Below are 17,968 nucleotides of genomic sequence, written 5' to 3'. Positions count from 1 at the left end.
CATTTTTTCAATTTTTTTTACACTCTTAAGCTTTAGGTAATCTAAGCCGCCGAAAATGGAATGAATTTGTCCAATCATGCTGAAAATAGGGTGTTTTTTTATTCTCGTTTAATGTTAGGCTAGATAAAAACGTGCGCTACAACACACTTTTCTATCATCTAACGGAGGCGATACTGTGGGCTGTGAAGATAACTTAGGTTGTTTAAGTGGTGAGCATATTGTACTTGAGCCCTTATCTTTGTCCCATGTGGCGGCATTGAGTCTCGCCGTCACAGATGGTCAACTTTGGCGTTTATGGTTTACCAGTGTCCCTGAGCCAACTGAGATGAAGCTCTATGTGGCTAAAGCACTCGAAGAAAAAGCGCGGGGCCTGAGTTTTCCCTTTGCGGTGCGGGATAGAGTGTCAGGGGAAATCGTCGGATGCACGCGAATTTGCAACTGGGAGTCTGATAATCGCCGTCTTGAGATTGGATACACTTGGTATGCTAAACGTGCCCAGCGCACTGGGATTAATACTGAAGCTAAACTGCTGTTATTGACCTTTGCTTTTGAAACCTTAGACGCCATTGCCGTTGAGTTCCGTACTCACTGGCATAATCAAGCTTCGAGACAAGCCATTGCAAGACTGGGCGCTAAGCAAGATGGTGTATTGCGAAATCATAAGATTCTTAAGGACGGCACTATCCGCGATACCGTGGTGTATTCCATTATTGATACCGAGTGGCCAACGGTGAAAAACAGTCTGCAATTTCGATTGCGACAACGACCGTCAACACTCTAATGATAAATAGGAAAAGCCCATGGCAAGCATCATAACTCGAGTAGATGTGACTCATGTCCATGAGGTTGCAGTGTTGTTCAATGAGTACCGACAATTTTATGGGCGTAGGGATGATCTCGCGGCTGCGGAGCAGTTTATTCATTCAAGAGTGTCAGATGGCTCATCGGTGATATTTATTGCTAAAGATAATCAAGGGCTTGGATTAGGTTTTGTTCAAATGTATCCCAGTTTTTCATCGTTACGTTTGGCCCCTATGTTGATCCTCAATGATGTGTATGTGACTCAACATGCCCGATGTGTCGGTATTGGGCGGGCATTAGTGCTACAAGCCGCCAGTTATGCCAAAGCGCATAATATGAGTTATTTGATGTTAGAAACACAGCAAAAAAACCAGCGCGCGCAGGGCTTGTATGAAGGTTTAGGCTTTGTGCGTAACCAAGATTTTTATATCTACGAACTTGAGCTCCACCGAGGGCTTGAGTAGGTTTATTTATGGCGATTAAAAGGAAAAGTAACATGTTAACTCAGGTAAAAACGTTAGTATTAGGTGGTTTAGTCTTAAGTGCCAGTACTGCAGTTTGGGCTGATGAAGCAGAAAAAGCGTTTAGTAAAGAAGCCATTGAATGTGCCGCTTACTATCAAATTAGCTCAGAAGCCATTGGGGCGATGAATGCACCGCAAATGCAGGCCGTGGGTGAGCGTTTAAAAAGTTCTAAAATTGAGTCTGAGAATTTAGCTAAGAAATACAGCTCTGAAGCAGAGGTCACTCAAGCGGTTGCCGATGCTAAAGCCCGTCAAATCGAAAGCTTAGGTGGGTCAAGCAACTTAGGTGCGTTAATGGGTAAATATAAAGAAGAATGTAAAAACCTGTTAGCCGATCCACAAAAGCGTTTAAATTATTGGACTATGGCGACGATGTAATCGTAGGTTTTAGTCAGGGTAATCGTTTACGGATTGTGAAGAAAAGGAGCCTGATGGCTCCTTTTTGCTTAAAGCACAAGCACTAAGGAGCTGATGGGGTCATTCATATTGAGTCGGTTTTCCCATAGATTTTAGCCCTGTTTGGTTTAGGGGCTTAGAACCAAGTTGCTTATTTTCGCTCGGCTGAAACTCAACCGCAGTTTTTAGGGTCTTAGTTACATGGTCAAGTATTTAAGCCTTGGGTTTAAATTCTCCTCAGTTTTAAATTCTTAGTTCAGTTTACGATATTCAAAGATAATCAAATATGAGTACTAAATAGGAGCACTATGGTATTAACAATAATGGCAGCGACTGTTTTGAGTGCTGGAGTCTGTGGCTACCATTTAATCTATGGTAAGCGGGTTTTATTGGCGCCGCTCTTGAAGGCGAATGTGTCACAGCAAAGCAAGCAAATGCTACTGTGCTTATTTCACTGCCAATCGGTATTTTTTGTGGTTTCAACGGTTGCACTTTTAGCCTGTGCACTTAAGGTGATCCCTGGGATGTATGCCTTTAGCCTGTTGTTATTCCTCGGGATGAACTACGGGATCTTTGCGATTTGGCAGTTTTACATTGCCACTCTGAGTCCACCAAATAGTGGACAGATGATCATAGTGCAAGCGCTGATTTTCTTGCTCATTGGTATTTTGGCTATGCTAGGGCCACTCTTGTCTGCCGCGTAAATTGCTCATGAGAACTTGATAAATCATCGCGATTGAAGCGTCAGAGTTTGAAAAACAAACAGCGAATTATGGGGTTAATTGAATACCGTATTGGGCGGCGAGTTCAGCGAGTTTGCCATTATTGATGAGCAGTTCAATCCAGTGTGAGAGCCTTTTGCTATCGAGCTGTGAACTGGGGTTGAGTAAAATGCCATTAGCGTATTTTTGGTCCCATTCATCTGATATTAAAAGTAATTTTCTCTCTTCTGGATGAACCTTTAAATAATACTGTAGGTAAGAGTTCGTCACGGGCGCTAGGTCGGCGCGTTCACGCAGAATGCTTTCGATAGAGGCGTTATTGTGACTGACGAACAAGGGACGAAATTGCTTTGCCAGCGTATTCGCATCGGTTTCAAAGTGGGCAAACTGGTAGTGATATCCTTTGATGAACGCAATTGACTTGTTGGTTAAGTTTTTGAAATAGCTTTGGTTATGAGCTTTAGTTTTAAGTGCAATAAAGACTTCACCATCTATCATATGTAGCGGAATAAACTGAGTCGCTATTTTTTGCCATCCCCAAGCGGGATTCTCAAAGAGCATTATGTCGAAGCGACCTAAGGAATAGGCTTTATATCTGTGCTCAATACTGGTGACGGCAAATTTAAAGACCACTTCTTGTTGTACTTGATTTAATGCATTAATGATATCGAGTGTGAGACCTGTGTAACGGCCGTCTTGTTGTTGATGGACATAGGGAGCAAATTGATAACCACCGACATGAATTGTCGGAATTGACTCGGGAATCGCTGGCGACTGAACTTTATCTTGGGCGATAGCCGTGGTAAATGCGCTAATGCTTAAGGCTAAACAAAAGAGTAGGCGACACAACTGGCTCAATATCATAGTCACCCCTTGTTATTTTTAGCATGAATGATTTTTTACAAGTATACACAATTTAATTTGTTCAATGCTGTCGATAAAGTGCGAATTTTAAATCTGTCATAGTAAGCTAGCGCAAACAGGATGAGGGAGATTTCACATTGAGCAAGATAAAATCTCAAGTGTGTGGTTGGGTTGAACAGGAACATATCACGCAAGAGCAAGCGAATAAGCTTTATCGACAGGTGACAGTCTTGCCGGATGGGTCGAGTTGGCGTCGCTTAATCGCTCATTTATTACTCTGGTTCGGTGCGTTAAGTTTTGCCTGTGGGGTGATTTTTTTCTTTGCTTATAATTGGCAATCTTTGGGGCGATTTGCCAAATTTGGACTGATCGAAGTGGCGATAATACTCGCTATCAGCGCATTTGCTTGGCTCTATTATCGTGCCAACATTTATTCCCCTGTTAGCCCTTATCGTAAAGACAGCACTTTTGGTGCGACGACCGCCAATGGCGTGCTACTGGCCGCAAGTGTGTTAGTTGGTGGCTTATTAGCGTTAGTTGGGCAAACCTATCAAACGGGCGCCGATCCTTGGCAGTTATTTGCGCTATGGGCATTCGTTATCTTACCCTTTGCTTGGGTGGCGGGATTTGATGGTTTGTGGCTGTTGCTGGTGGGATTGCTAAACCTCAGCATAGGGATATTTCTGGATTCCTTTTCCCATTTCTGGGGATTATTTTGGGGCGCTCAAGGACAATTGCTGATCTTTATCTGTTTGAATTTAATTATCTATTATGCTTTCGTACTTTTAGACAACAAAGTCGCGGGGCGCTGGCATGCGCCAATCCTTGAATATGTTTGTTCATTGTTTGCTATGGGCTGTTTTACTTGGTTAATCACTTGGCTTATTTTTGACGATTTCCTTGAACGTGACAGCTTCAGTACTGGGATCTTCTGTGGTTATTTTGCCCATCTGATATTCGGATTCGTTATTTTTCGTTATAGATTACCACGCATATATCCCTTGGCCTTGGGCGGTTTTAGCCTGATTGCCGTAGGCGCCGCGTTACTGATAAAGCTGATGTTTGAGGATAATGACCCCATAGGTGGATTTTTGTTTATTGGGCTTTATATCATTTTGGCAAGCACAGGTTTGAGTATTTGGTTGAGGGAGCTAAGCCGGAAACTTAAACCTCAGTTTGTAGGAATCGCCACCCAAGGGAGCGTGGGCGTGGGAGATGTTCATGAGCAACAATAATGGTTTACAGGATAGCGAAATGATCACTCGACCCTGCACTGATAGTGTTACGTCAATCGACGCTTCGAGTGAATTAAGTCTAATCAAACACTGGCAAGCTTTGTATGCCGAAGGTAATGTTAGTGCAGCTCAAATGCCAGAAGACCCAGAAGACCATGATATCCCTTGGTATATTGCCACTATGCAGGCTTTTGCTGCTTGGATAGCGGCGTTGTTTTTATTGAGCTTCATGATGGCAGTGTTTGGTGCCATTTTTGAGCATGTTGAAGAAGATGTCATTTTATTTATTGGCTTAACTTATTTAGCCTTGGGGATTGGGCTGTATTTTTTACCGCGGCAACAGATTTTTATTGAACAATTTGCTTTTGCCGCCTGTTTGAGTGGTTTGATCAGTGTGGCATGGGGATTATTTGATTTAATTAACAATGATTTTAGCCTCACATGGTATCTCTGTATGGCGGGTATTACATTGTTATTGTGGGGCTTGATTGCCCATGGGCTAGCCCAGTTTGTATTCGCTTTTTGCTTAAGTTGGTGCGTGATTGGCCTGATGGCAAAATTTGAACTGCTCAATTTTAGCCCGAGCCTTTTTGCCGTAGTCATTAGTCTAGTGTTATTAAATATCAATCAGTTCGGGCGTCATTATCGCAGGTCTCGGATGCTCATCTATGGTTTCGCACTCGCGTTGCTTTCGTTGCAGTTGATGCACGCTTTTAGTATGGACAGTATTTTTGAAGCCTTATTTAGCCCTTGGCAGCAAAGCCTGTGGCTGACACTGACTCATCTGTTGATTATTTTCGCTATTTGCGGATTTTTATTGGTGACAATCTTGCGCGAGCGCCAGCAATCACTAAGCTCACCAGCGGCGCTAGGGTGTGTTATTGGTTTAGTCATCGTTAGCGGTTTATCCTTACCTATGCAGGGTTTATCAACGGCTATTCTATTGATCTTGCTTGGTCATTATTGCAACGAGTCTTGGTTGAAAGGTATGGGAATGGTGTCGGCGCTGTTATTTGTCAGCGGGTATTATTATTCCCTAGAAACGACTCTGTTACTTAAATCTGGTTATTTGATGGGCTTCGGCGCCTTGCTGTTGGTGGCAAGGTTAGTGATGTGGTGGTTATTTCCTGCCAATGAAAATGCCAAGGAGACTGTGTGATGGGCAATGTGATGGGAAAACTGTCGGCTTCACATAAATGGGCGCTTGGGCTCGTATTATTCACAACAGTGGCGATTCTCGCTGGCGTGAATTGGCGCATTTTCAAATTCGAACAGCTGCTTAATCACGGCCAAGTGGTGCGTTTTGCATTAGCACCGGTCGATCCGCGCTCATTAATGCAGGGTGATTACATGGCGCTTGAATATGCCATTGCGCGTGATGTGCGTAGCGCCTTAGCGCCGCAACAAATGCAGGGGCAGTTATTGCTGGCTGTCGATGGGCAAAAAGTGGCGCGTTTTGTGGACTTTTATACCGACCAAGCACTTGGTAAAGATCAACTGCGAGTGCAGTTTCGTGTCCGTGGTAATCAAATTAAGCTCGCATCGAACAGCTTTTTCTTTGAAGAAGGACAAGCCGATCATTTTAGTGCAGCTAAATACGGTGAGTTTAGAGTGAATTTGCAAGGTGAGTTACTGCTCGTCAGTTTACTCGATGAAAAGCTTCAGCCCTTATAACCCTGTGTCAGGATTGCCATCCATTTGTTCTGCTTACTTGATTAACCTCGATTTATCTCTGGCCGCACTGTGTAGTGCGGCCAGCATCTCCCGTACTGCTTTCTTCCTAGTTCTGATCGCTAAATCGCACGAATAATATCCACCTTAAGTTGCAACTTTGATGCAACCAATTTGTAACCTTGACCGCCTATAGTATCGTCAGTCTTCGAGGTGACATCACCTTGAAGCATCTAAGCGCATCAATTAAATACCAAATATTAAAACAATACATTTAGGGGTCTCAATGTTTAACACTAAAACTGTGCTGGCGTTAGCCATCAGCAGCGTTTGTGGGCTTGCCCATGGCGCGGATAATTTGATCATTTCAGAATACGTCGAAGGCAGCAGCAACAATAAAGCCATCGAACTGTATAACCCAACTGCGGGCGTTATTGATTTAAGCCAATACCAATTGCGTTTCTATTTTAATGGCAGTACCAACGTCGGTACGACCATTGCGCTTACTGGCTCATTAGCCGCGGGGGCGACGTATGTGGTTGCCGATAACGATGCGTCGGCCGATATTCTTGCACTGACCAATCAACAAAGTACCGCCAGCTTCTTTAACGGCGACGATGCGATTGAACTGACTTATCAAAATCAAGTGATTGATAGTTTAGGTCAAGTTGGTGTCGATCCCGGTGCCGAGTGGGGCAGTGGTGATTTATCCACTCAAGACAACACCCTGCGCCGTAATCCTGAACAGCTAATTGCCGATCCCATCAGTGACGATGCGGTCGGCTTTAGCACTTGGTTAGGTTTTGCGAAGGATGATATTTCTGATCTCGGTAAGTTCAGCGCCGGCACACCAACCGATCCCGTCGACCCTCCACCGAGTTCTTTAGTGTGCGGCGAAGAAGCCACAGCAATTCATGCGCTTCAAGGCGCGGGCGCTGCCAGTCCTCTCAATGGTCAAACCTTAGTGGTTGAAGCGGTTGTCGTCAGTAATCAAGAAGCCGGTCTTAAGGGCATTTTTGTACAAATGGCTGATAACGAAGCTGATAGCGATCCACAAACCTCTGAAGGGGTGTTTGTGTATACCGGCACTGCGCCTACTGCGTATGTGGCGGGCGATCGTATTCGTTTAAAAGCCAAAGTTACTGAATATCAAGGCTTAACTGAACTGACGACTGTATCAGATCATAAGTTGTGTGCCACTGAACAAGCATTGCCAACAGCGGCTGTGGTGACCTTACCGGTTAACAGCAGTGATGATTTTGAGCCATTTGAGGGCATGCGTGTTCGTTTCAGCCAAGATTTAGTGGTGAACGAAGTCTACAATCTAGGTCGTTACGGCGAGATTTCATTAGGCAGTCAGCGCCACTTTATAGGTACGCAAGTCGCTGCACCGGGCGCGGATGCGCTGGCAGTGAGCGCGGCTAACCAACGCGACAGTATTTTATTGGATGACGGTTTAACGGCGCAGAATCCAGATCCTGTGCAATTCCCCGCTCCTGGTCTGAGCGCATCAAACACTGTGCGTGTAGGTGATAAAGCCACATCGCTTACGGGTGTGATGCACTATGGCTTCAATCTGTATCGTATTATGCCAATCGAGACGGTGAACTTTATAGCGGAAAACCCACGCCCAATCGCACCCACATTGGTTGAGGGCGGTAATCTAAAAGTCGCTAGCTTTAACGTGCTTAACTACTTCAATGGTGATGGTCAAGGTGCAGGCTTCCCAACTGCCCGTGGTGCCAATACGTTGAGCGAATTTGAGCGTCAAAAGGCGAAGATTGTCAGCGCCATGGTGGGCATTAGTGCCGACGTATTTGGTTTGATGGAAATCGAGAACGATGGCTTTGGTGCTAATTCGGCCATTGCTGATTTAGTCGCAGGCTTGAATGCTGCTGTGGGTGAAGCGCGTTACGCTTATATCGCGCCAACAGGCATCAATGCGATTGGCACCGATGCCATCACAGTTGGCTTGATTTATCGTAGCGATAAAGTCACGCCGCAGGGCGCTGCACGCATTCTATCCAGTGTCAATTCGCCATTAGATAGCGATCAAAAGCCCCTGTTTGACGATAGCAAAAACCGTCCAATGCTAACGCAAGCCTTTAGCGTGAACTGCAGTGAAGAGGGCGTGGTTGTTGCGGTTAATCACCTTAAATCTAAGGGCAGTGAATGTGCGGGCGATCCTGATCTCAATGATGGTCAAGGCAACTGTAATATCACTCGTACCCGTGCGGCGACGGCTGCAGGTCAATGGATCAGCGAGCAATATCCAGATCAAGGCGTGTTGCTGATTGGTGATTTGAACGCCTATGCGAAAGAAGATCCATTAACGGCGTTAGGTAACGCGGGCTTTAGTGAGCTGTTTGCCAAACTTGAAAAGCCGAACCCTTATTCCTATGTGTTCTCGGCAGAATCGGGTCAGTTGGATCATGCTTTAGCGAATGCTGCCCTGCTGGATAAAGTGGTGGATGTGACTGAGTGGCATATCAATACCGACGAACCGCGCGTATTGGATTACAACGAAGAGTTTAAGACGCCTACTCAAATCCAAGACTTATTCGCCACTGATGCGTATCGCTCATCGGATCACGATCCTGTGGTGATTTCACTCTTGCTCGAAGCGGAAAAAGTCGCGCCAGTGGCCAGTTTCACCCAAGTGGTGAATGGCGCTGCGGTGCAACTGACATCCACTTCAACCGACAGTGATGGACAAATCGTGTCTGCCGAGTGGAGCTTTGGTGATAATACAGTGGCAGTGGGTGAGGTAGTGACCCACAGTTACAGCCAAAGCGGTGAGTATCTGGTCACGCTAACTGTGACGGATAACGACGGCCTAACCCATAGCACGTCGCAAACTGTGACAGTGGTGGTTGGAGAGGTGAAACAACCGCCTGTTGCGCAAATTCAGCGTATCAATTTATTGTTTGTCGATATGTTTATCTCGACTAGCTTTGATACCGATGGCGTAATCAAGCAACATAAATGGACGTTCGACAATGGCACCCGCGCTAACGGTCAAGTAGTATTACGCCTTGCCCGCCGTGGGCAACACACAGTTGAACTGACCGTTAAAGATAACGACAAGTTAACGGATACTACGACGCTGACGTATCGTTAAGTCAGTCCTTCTATTCCGTTGATTTTAAGTGACGCCAAGCCCGCAGCCGCGGGCTTTTCTTTTTGCACCAAAGCAAGATAACTTTATCGTCAGTTTGCAGCATGAATTGTCATTGCTTCCCCAGTGACACGCCGTCTCTTTATTTAACAAGAAGTATCCCTCAGGACTCTAATAAAATATCCATGTTTTAGAAGGTCACTGGTGCAACAATGCCAATCCTCATTAACCCTTCAGCTGTTCGTTTAGCTAAAAAGATATTTGCCCCAAAGCAAGATAATTTTGTCGTCAGTTTGCAGCATGAATTGTCATTGTTTCCCCTGTGACTCGCCATAAACTCGTCCCTGAGGGCTCGACGACGGCATCCATGCCGCCAACGGTCACAGTTGCAACAATGCCAATCTTAACTAACACTTCTGCTGTTCGTTTAGCTAAAAAGATATTGCCCTAAAGCAAGATAACTTTGTTGTCAGTTGTGCAGCATGAATTGTCATTGCTTCCCCAGTGACTCGCCGTAAATATATCCCTATAGGCTCGACGGCAGCATCCATGCCGCCAACGGTCACTGGTACAACAATGCCAACTTAACTGACACTTCTGCTGTTTGTTTAGCTAAAAAGCTATTGCCCCATTCCAATTAAGCAATGACTTAATATGTACGACTTGGTGCTTTTAGATTGACCAAATTTTAGTAATGAGACAATGTAGTCATCAGGAACTGTTCGCCTCCATTTACAAACTTACTTCGGTGGATCATTTTTCGATGCAAATCGTGAATCAGTTTTTGGTGCAAATTAAGAAAAGCGTTAGGAACTATTGAAGAAATGTTCTCTGAATCGCAGAAAATTGAAACATACAAAGCTATGGGGCAAATCGCTATGGTCTGCGGTGGCAGTGAGTATAAGTGTGCATGGGCTATGAGCTTGCTTGAACAAGGTGTAGATACGCCATATATTGCTATTTTAGCTACACTCATAAAGCCTATAAATGAATTCGAAGCCGATGATTACTTCAATAGAGTTTTATCAGAACTAGATATTGAACGACCAAACGATGAAGAAGCAATTGAAGGTTATGCCAAAGTTTTAATGAAAGAGGTGGTTGACGGATCTTTAACCCCAGAAGTTGGTGTTTCAATGATATATAATGCAAACGTAAAACTTGACTATCCTAGTTCATTTGGCGATTTTACAGTTCTCGAGGACGAATGGTACTGTGAATACATTAATGGATGGTCAAAAGAGCAAAGAAAAACCAAAATTATCAATGCATGTAAGAATACTTATGAGGTTCTTAATTATCCAAATGTTTTCAAAGTCTAACAAATAAGGTTAGGCTGCGCGAAGCGGCGACCTTATCCCAAATATTGAACAAGTTGTTCCACCGTCATTTATCCTTTTGCCCCAAAGTTTGCTAGCACTCGTTTAGTGAATCGAAAATTGACGAACTACTTGCCCTACAAATCCTTATCTATTAGTTCTGCTTTTTAACCCGACTTTTAGCTCTTCATCATGACTGATCAAAATTGAAATGCTATACAGTTGTGTTCATAAATGCCTAGTATTGAGTGCTTTTACTTAAATTACATGCGCGTTATCCCAATACTGTAAAGATAAAACTATTAAAAATTAAATTCTTAAGTTTTATGTCGGTTAGATAATAGATTTAGAAAATGCGCATGCGCGTTTTTCCGGATGGTGTATTTGATAAAAAGCTGATAAGTTCTTTGCACACTGATAGTTAACTGTGCATGCGCACTATACATACGCTAAGTGTCAAAGGATAGGCTGGCACATCATGGAGGAATTATGTCCCACAAAATATCGAATGTAGTAATAAAAAACTTCAAATCTGTCATTGATGCAGAGTTTAAACTGTCAAGTTTTACTCCTTTAGTTGGTTATAATAATGCAGGTAAATCGAATTGCTTGTCTGCTATTCAATGGTTACTTAAAAAATCTAGTTTACCAGAAAAAGACTTTTTCGATGCTACTCAGCCAATTGAAGTAATCGCAACTATAGAAGGTGTTACTCAAGCTCTTCTCGATTCAATGCCACCAAGGCAAAAAAGCTCTATCGGAAAATATATTCAAAATGAAACGTTAAAAATACGACGATTTCAAGCAATTCCTAGTGAAAAAACAGCAGATATTAAAATTTCAGTATGGGATGAAGTAGAAGCTGAGTGGGCTGTAAACCCAACAGGTCTTGATAATGCTATTAGTGTACTACTTCCTGAGCCTATCAGAATTGGTGCTATGGAAAATGCAGCTGAAGATGCTTCAAAAGCCAAAACCTCCACAACAATTGGGAAGTTACTCGCAGAATTTCTGACTCCAGTAAAAGCGGCGCATGAAACAGAGTTAAACCTTCACCTCAATGAGGTAGGAAGACGAATTTCATCTGACGGAGATATGCGATTTGGGGAACTTTCAACAATCGATCAAAACGTTAACTCTAAAGTAAATGACTTGTTTCCAGGCATGAGTGTAAAACTTCACTTTGACACGCCTTCAATAGATGATTTGATCAAAGCAGGTACAATAAAAGTTTTTGAAGGAACTGGAAATGGTAGAGACTTTTCTTCGTATGGTCATGGTGCTCAACGTTCTATCCAGATGGCTTTAGTTCAATATTTAGCGGAAATTAAAAGAGTTAACAACAATTCAAGCTCAACTACATTATTGTTAATCGATGAGCCTGAATTATATTTACATCCTTTTGCTATTGAGCAAATCAGAGAGGCTTTAGTAGCATTATCAGAAAATGGATATCAAGTACTAATTACTACTCACTCAGCTCAAATGATTACTCCAGAATTAGCTGAAAAAACATTATTAATTAGAAAAAATGATTCTCATGGCACTCATTCAAGACTTAGATTGACAGATGCTATTCAAAGAGTTGTGCCTAATTCTATGCATCAGATGGAGCAGTTGTTTAATTTATCACACTCTAATCAAGTTTTATTTGCTGAAAATGTCATCTTAACTGAGGGGAAAACGGAGTTACGTTTACTTCCTTTTTTATTCAAATCAGTTGCTAATTTAACTATGGGACAGGAAAAACATGCTCTTGTCGCGCAAAGTGGTGTTAACGATACAAAAAAATCATTAGAAATACTTGGTGCAATGGATTTACCCTCAAAAGCAATATGTGATCTAGATTATTGTTTTACGGGTGCAGTAAGGGATAACTTTATTTTATCTACTGATCAAGATTTAGTTGCGTTGAAGGCTATGCTTCCTAATTTAGTTCAATCCCATGGTGTGATGTTAAATGGGAATGGTTTACCTAAAAACACCAATGCAATAAGTGCGGCGAAAGCTTTTGAAGCTTTAGCTAGTCAGCAAGCCGCAATTCCATTAATAAATTCTTTACATAATAAAATGAAAGCACAAAGCATTTGGGTTTGGAAAAAAGGTGCTATTGAGGCTCATATTGGAACAACAAGTAAAGATGAAAGCGCTTGGGCGCAATTTAAAAATAATGTATCAATTCATGGGTTAGCCCAAGCATGCAATGATCACCAAAGTATAATAGATCTTGTTGAATGGCTACGTAATTGACACTTAATCGGGTAGCCGGAGGTATCTAACCTCCAGCCCCCAAACCACCCTGTATTCGGCTCTGCACACGACTAAATGGATTTAGGAAGTAGGGCGAAGCTGGATGCCAAAGTCGAGGGCGGTTCATTTAGAACGTCTAACCTAGACTTTCTGGTTAGCTTCTTGTTTCGAGAGTGAACTGCAATCCATCCATCTCTCAGTGAACATAAACCCGCTTTCTTAACTCTTACTTGAAGCTTTGCATTAATAATTATAATGTGAAGCATGAGCTTTAATGCTTAAGCTCTAAATCATTTCTGTCCCAAAGTGTACTACCTATGCCTTTAAAACCTACAGATTACGCGAATGCTCGAAAGGTGTGCCATGGTGATTGGCGAGACGACCGTCCGCCCCATGGACGGGGCGGTCGAGCATCCAAGGATGATGGGATGGACACCTCTTGTGAAGTAGGCGTCATTTACGCCATATTGAATTTGCACGTTCAATAACAACAAAAGGTGTCCAAAATGAAAGTTACACTAATAGGAATTGATCTCGCAAAAAATATCTTCCAAGTATGTGGAGTTAATCAAGCAGGCAAGAGTGTTTTTAACCGTTCGATTAAACGTGCTCAGCTCCTGACTTTTCTGCGTACTTACCCTGATGCCACTATTGCGATGGAAGCCTGCAGTGGCTCTAACTATTGGGGCAGAGAGTTACTTTCTCTCGGGCATGACGTCAAACTGATCCCGCCTCAGCATGTTAAGCCATTTGTCAAAGGCAATAAGAACGATCGCAATGATGCCTTCGCTATCTGTGAGGCGGCGCAGAGACCGAACCTGATTTTCGTCCAGCCGAGAACCTTAGCGCAGGTTGATATCATCATTACCCACAGAATTCGCGAGCGCCGGATCAGAATACGCACTGCACTAACCAATCAAATCAGAGGCTTACTAAGTGAATATGGAATAGCCCTCCCTAAAGGACGTAATCCATTGAATCTTTTGCTGCCGGAATTACTTGAGGATGCCAGTAATCAACTCACTACGATTGCACGCCAATACATGCGTGAGCTGATGGAAGAGTTGCGTGCGATCAACGTTGCAATAGGTTCGCTGGAAAAAGATATCAAACTGCAGGCAAGAACGCACCCAGATGCCAAGCGACTGATGGGTATAAGAGGCGTTGCAGAAATAATTGCCACTGCTGCGGTGTCATTTGCCGGTGATGGCTCTGGCTATCATGGTGCTCGGCATTTTTCTGCAAATTTAGGACTGGTTCCTAAAGAGTTTTCCAGTGGGGGGAAACAGAAATTGGGCGGCATAACCAAACGAGGTAACAGCTATCTGCGGCGGCAACTGATCCAGGGAGCTTGGTCGATTATTCGCTATGCAAGTAAGAGTAATGACAGGATCTCCGTATGGGCCTTAAAGGTGATTGAGCGGCGAGGTAAACAGAAAGCGGCAGTAGCAATTGCAAACAAATTGGCGCGGATCATCTGGGCTATGCTGTTTCATCGCAGCGAATATCGGCCTTGTTAATATGTAAAAATCGAGTATTAACCTCACCCCAAAAACACGACTACAGATAATGAAGTAACAGGTAATACCGGCCTTTGCAGATGCTGAGAGAGTACAAGGAGCATATGACTCCGAAAGGACGATAAGCAGCAAAGGCGCGGTTCTCATTAAGGCCAGAGAACAAAGATTCTCACAAACAGGTCGGATATACGTACGCAGTATTACTTTCTGTTACTCAAAAAGTGGTTGATCTATTCGAGGTGTCCATATACGGACTTGCAGCGAGTCGACGAGCGAATGCCATGGCAAGCCTGTGCTAGTGGATACCCGTAAACGCTAAACTTCTAACAACTGAAATTACTGCTCCCCAAACATTTCTGTCCAAAAGCGTACTGCGTATCGCTTTAAATATATAGGTTATGCTAGTGCGCAAAAAGGCGTGCCATGGTGACTCGCGTGACGACAATCCGCCCATGGACGGGCATTCTAGGATGGACTGGAACAACATCCATGCTTAACTGCCAGTTTGACCTCCATGGCTCTCGTTCATAAACTTAGAATCCCTAGGCTTCTATTCACCCTGTCGACGAGCAAATACGATGGCAAGCCAATATGAGTAGGTCAAACCAATAAGCGCTCCACGGTTTAAAATGGATGGCCTAATTTATTGCCCATCATTTTATCTGTCATTTTAATTAGTTTTTATTGGCAATATATATCTATTAAAGCTATATCATTTAGTTTTTCACTTAGTCGCTTGAGACACTAAAAAATGAATTCTGAAGTTTTGAAGTATGTAAACGAGCATCAGCTTTCGTCTGTAATGAATAAAACAAAGTGGTGCGAGCTTGAAAAGGCTTTGAATGAGTCTGAAGACTTTATTCCCTATGTGCGATACAAATTGATTTATGATGAAAATCCTAATACAGGTTTTACTGCTGTGTGGTGGTACGAGTTACTTGAAATAGCAGAAACCATTGAGTGGTTAGAAGTTGATCCATTCAAAAGAGAATGGCTAGGCAGATTAGTGGCGGATCGAGTGACGGACTTTTCTGATGTTGTAAGCGCACAATTAGCCCAATATTCAATTCCTTATTCGATAGAAAATGGTATGTTTCGGATTTGGGGTTATCTGGGGAGGGATGAATCTCCAGAATTTATCTAACTGAAGAGTTTTATCTCTGTAAGTTACTTATTTTAAAGCTAAAATCATTAAAAACTGAGACCTGAATACTGATTATTGGGATTGGGCATAGAGACAAAAGACAGTAAAAAAGTGCTTTATTTTTCAATAAAGCACTCATTTTAAGCGACTCAAGCACTCGTTAACCTACTGAACTTACTATTGATCAAAGTACCGATTAAAGTACCGATCAAAGTACTATGTAGAGTGGCCAGCCGAGGAGGCCGACGAGACCTTCTTTATGTTCGAATCTTTCTAAGCGTTCGGGTGAAGCGTCGCTGAGTAAGAGTTCGCGGTAGCTTTTCGCAAAGTGCAGGGTACGCAGTAGGGCGGGGACAAAGTTTTTACCGAGATCTTTACTGATGGTTTCAGCGAGTTCTGCGGGTAATTCTGCTAACGCTTTCTGGGTTTCCAATTCGATATGCTCACGGGTAAACCATTCCTCTTTTAAGGTGATTTTGCCGATACGCTTTTTCAAATCCTGTCTGACTTTGGCGCCATCAAACAACAATCGATACAGTACTGCTTCGGCTAATACACTCTCTAAATTGAGAAAATCTAGCGGATCATAGCTCGATTGCGCGTAAAACTGTGCCAATAAGGCCGCAATTGACTGTTGGCGTTGGTGTTCAAGCAGGGCATCTTGATAGGCTTCATAGCCTAACCATTCTTCCGCATCTGGCGGGCTAGACACTTGTTCAAGCAAGAACTTGTCGACATCGCCGTACAGTGACTTGCCGTTGACGAGTTTGTGCTTGCTGACAGTGCTGAGCATGCTCCAGCCTTTTTGAAAGCATTTGACTACGCCATCGGCGGTGATCAACAGGCGTATTGCCTGCTGCGGATTCTGGTTTGACAATTCCATCAAACCAAGGCTGACCACACCAATGACATCGTGTGCCGCTTGTTCAAGCAGGTGCATTTTGTACTTGTTGTAAAACTTATCGGCCAGTTTGAGGCTCATCAAAATGGCTTTGGATTTGATTTGTGACAGCTGTTCACCGCTCAGCGTTTCGTCTGCTTGGCCTTGGATCAATACCTTGCTTAGGTAGGGTCCTTGATCTACATCACGCAGTACCAGTTGCATCAAATAATTCCTTAATCCAAAAAGCTAAACATATCATCGACTTCAGCGTATTCATCCGTCACTTGGTTTTTCTCTTTGGCTTGAATAACCAGCTCGTTGACAAACTTGCTGATGATCATTTCCCAACCTGAGCTTTCGTTGCGCAGCAGACTCTTAATGGCTTTTTCAACATCGGGCGCAAGCTCATGGATTAAGGCCATTAGGCTGCGTGGGTCGTCTATGCTCAGGCTGTGTGCATCTTCACTGGCGACGCGGCTGTCGTAGCCGATGGTTTCAGTGTCTTCTTCGTCATCGTAGAGATCGGTGTAGCCGTCTTCATCTTCATGCTTTTCGCCTAACATCATTTCGATGAAAGGGATCGACAGATAGAAGAGGCCCGCTGGATCTTCGGCGATACATTCTAGAATCGCAGTTTGCTTTTCTTCGCTATCTTGGATGCGAATTAAATAGGTCAAAAAATCAAAGGTATGCTGAATAAGTTCCTCGGCATTGTTTTTGATTTTTTCTTCCCAGTACAAAGGTTGCTGACAGACGATGTCGCGAATTTGTTCTGGGGTCATGAGTTCAGACATGATCGAAGGACAAGAGATATCATGGTGACTGTTGATTTGCGTCAGCGTGACGATATCCATGTGTTCGATGACTTCGACTAATTGCTCGTCGCTCATGGTATTTGCAATGATTTCAAAGCGTTTGCTCGCTTGTTTTGGCTCTACGTCCGCCAACTCTTTAATTTCGGCGACGGTAATCTCAATGAGACTAGTGTTCATTAGCGGTCCTCATCATCGTAGTGATCGTAGTAGCCATCTTCCTCTTCGCCTTCATCATCGTCGTCGTTATCTGAGGTGCCAACATAATCGTTGTCATCATCTTCATCGTCGTGATGCTTCGCTGCTGGCGTTGCTTTACCTTGATTTTCAAGTAAATACAGTACGGCGCAGCTTTCAATCAGTAAGGTTTCCGAGTAACCACGCACGGCTAACACTAAAGGTAAATCGGCATTGTTAAAGCCAATCGTGACTTTAAACTCATCCCACTCGGGTTGAGTTGCCGTGTTTATCCAATGTGCCCACTTGAGTTTGGCTTCGGCGGGAAACTTAATTCGACCGTAAAGCGCGACAGGCAGGTACTCAGGCACAGTATCGAGCATCTTAGGATCGGCTTCTAACACCTTTTTGATTTGGCTAGTAAATTGCTCTAGCGCTTTAGGAGTATCGGGATCGTCGTAGGACTCGATATTGTCGTAGGCATTATTTTTTAGCTCATTAATGCGTGAGATATTCAGTTTTTTGACCATTTG

Annotated in this window: 17 protein-coding genes; 12 read left to right on the top strand and 5 right to left on the bottom strand. The window is 43.5% G+C overall.

Annotation, left to right across the window (positions count from 1 at the left end):
• Window positions 1-175: 175 nt before the first annotated feature.
• From L5M29_RS04760 to L5M29_RS04745, 4 genes are all read left to right on the top strand, one after another.
• Window positions 176-781 carry a GNAT family N-acetyltransferase gene (locus L5M29_RS04760; protein ID WP_028760289.1) on the top strand — a complete coding sequence of 202 codons (606 nt, stop codon included), beginning with the start codon at window positions 176-178 and terminating at the stop codon, window positions 779-781.
• 19 nt (window positions 782-800) lie between these two features.
• Window positions 801-1,265, top strand: coding sequence for a GNAT family N-acetyltransferase (locus L5M29_RS04755; protein WP_028760288.1), 465 nt, complete (start codon window positions 801-803; stop codon window positions 1,263-1,265).
• A gap of 32 nt (window positions 1,266-1,297) precedes the next feature.
• A complete protein-coding gene (locus tag L5M29_RS04750) occupies window positions 1,298-1,702 on the top strand; it encodes a hypothetical protein (RefSeq protein ID WP_105252762.1) in 405 nt (134 codons plus the stop codon).
• A gap of 326 nt (window positions 1,703-2,028) precedes the next feature.
• Window positions 2,029-2,424, top strand: a complete 396-nt coding sequence (locus tag L5M29_RS04745) for a hypothetical protein (protein ID WP_113938740.1) — start codon at window positions 2,029-2,031, stop codon at window positions 2,422-2,424.
• A gap of 66 nt (window positions 2,425-2,490) precedes the next feature.
• Here L5M29_RS04745 and L5M29_RS04740 read toward each other — a convergent pair whose 3' ends face one another.
• A complete protein-coding gene (locus tag L5M29_RS04740) occupies window positions 2,491-3,306 on the bottom strand; it encodes a substrate-binding periplasmic protein (protein ID WP_113938739.1) in 816 nt (271 codons plus the stop codon).
• Window positions 3,307-3,443: 137 nt separating this feature from the next.
• Here L5M29_RS04740 and L5M29_RS04735 point away from each other — a divergent pair, with 137 nt between their 5' ends.
• The 4 genes from L5M29_RS04735 to L5M29_RS04720 all read left to right on the top strand — a co-directional run bounded on the left by L5M29_RS04735 (window position 3,444) and on the right by L5M29_RS04720 (window position 9,333).
• On the top strand, window positions 3,444-4,541 hold the full coding sequence (locus tag L5M29_RS04735; protein WP_263166501.1) for a DUF2157 domain-containing protein: 1,098 nt from the start codon (window positions 3,444-3,446) through the stop codon (window positions 4,539-4,541).
• Entirely contained in the window at window positions 4,528-5,700 is a 1,173-nt protein-coding gene (locus L5M29_RS04730; protein ID WP_263166499.1) for a DUF4401 domain-containing protein, read from the top strand. Before L5M29_RS04735 ends, L5M29_RS04730 begins: the two co-directional genes overlap by 14 nt.
• Window positions 5,700-6,215: a GDYXXLXY domain-containing protein gene (locus L5M29_RS04725; RefSeq protein WP_105252757.1), complete on the top strand. Its 516-nt coding sequence runs from the start codon at window positions 5,700-5,702 to the stop codon at window positions 6,213-6,215. Before L5M29_RS04730 ends, L5M29_RS04725 begins: the two co-directional genes overlap by 1 nt.
• A gap of 283 nt (window positions 6,216-6,498) precedes the next feature.
• Entirely contained in the window at window positions 6,499-9,333 is a 2,835-nt protein-coding gene (locus tag L5M29_RS04720) for an ExeM/NucH family extracellular endonuclease (protein ID WP_263166496.1), read from the top strand.
• 285 nt (window positions 9,334-9,618) lie between these two features.
• On the opposite strand, the gene L5M29_RS04715 is transcribed toward L5M29_RS04720, so the two are convergent.
• Complete coding sequence (locus tag L5M29_RS04715) at window positions 9,619-9,744, bottom strand: hypothetical protein (RefSeq protein ID WP_259512830.1); 126 nt, start codon at window positions 9,742-9,744, stop codon at window positions 9,619-9,621.
• Window positions 9,745-10,154: 410 nt separating this feature from the next.
• On the opposite strand from L5M29_RS04715, the gene L5M29_RS04710 reads away from it, so the two are divergent.
• The 4 genes from L5M29_RS04710 (at window position 10,155) to L5M29_RS04695 (ending at window position 15,563) form a co-directional block, all read left to right on the top strand.
• Entirely contained in the window at window positions 10,155-10,652 is a 498-nt protein-coding gene (locus L5M29_RS04710; protein ID WP_263166492.1) for a hypothetical protein, read from the top strand.
• 486 nt (window positions 10,653-11,138) lie between these two features.
• Window positions 11,139-12,899: an ATP-dependent nuclease gene (locus L5M29_RS04705; RefSeq protein ID WP_263166489.1), complete on the top strand. Its 1,761-nt coding sequence runs from the start codon at window positions 11,139-11,141 to the stop codon at window positions 12,897-12,899.
• A 506-nt stretch (window positions 12,900-13,405) separates the two neighbouring features.
• Window positions 13,406-14,419 carry an IS110-like element ISShes7 family transposase gene (locus L5M29_RS04700; RefSeq protein WP_263166486.1) on the top strand — a complete coding sequence of 338 codons (1,014 nt, stop codon included), beginning with the start codon at window positions 13,406-13,408 and terminating at the stop codon, window positions 14,417-14,419.
• Window positions 14,420-15,170: 751 nt separating this feature from the next.
• Window positions 15,171-15,563 (top strand): DUF6678 family protein, encoded by a 393-nt coding sequence (locus tag L5M29_RS04695; RefSeq protein ID WP_263166484.1) that lies wholly within the window; start codon window positions 15,171-15,173, stop codon window positions 15,561-15,563.
• 208 nt (window positions 15,564-15,771) lie between these two features.
• On the opposite strand, the gene atcC is transcribed toward L5M29_RS04695, so the two are convergent.
• From atcC to atcA, 3 genes are read right to left on the bottom strand one after another with little or no spacing between them, the layout of a single operon-like run.
• Entirely contained in the window at window positions 15,772-16,668 is an 897-nt protein-coding gene (gene atcC / locus L5M29_RS04690) for a cold adaptation protein AtcC (protein WP_006081327.1), read from the bottom strand.
• 11 nt (window positions 16,669-16,679) lie between these two features.
• Window positions 16,680-17,438: a cold adaptation protein AtcB gene (atcB, locus tag L5M29_RS04685; RefSeq protein ID WP_006086363.1), complete on the bottom strand. Its 759-nt coding sequence runs from the start codon at window positions 17,436-17,438 to the stop codon at window positions 16,680-16,682.
• Entirely contained in the window at window positions 17,438-17,965 is a 528-nt protein-coding gene (gene atcA, locus L5M29_RS04680) for a cold adaptation protein AtcA (protein WP_006081329.1), read from the bottom strand. Before atcA ends, atcB begins: the two co-directional genes overlap by 1 nt.
• Window positions 17,966-17,968 lie beyond the last annotated feature (3 nt).

Source organism: Shewanella sp. SM95 (genome assembly GCF_025653595.1).
Lineage (GTDB): Bacteria > Pseudomonadota > Gammaproteobacteria > Enterobacterales > Shewanellaceae > Shewanella > Shewanella oncorhynchi.
Note: the sequence above shows the minus strand (reverse complement) of the source record. Positions and strands in the feature narration are given on the sequence as shown.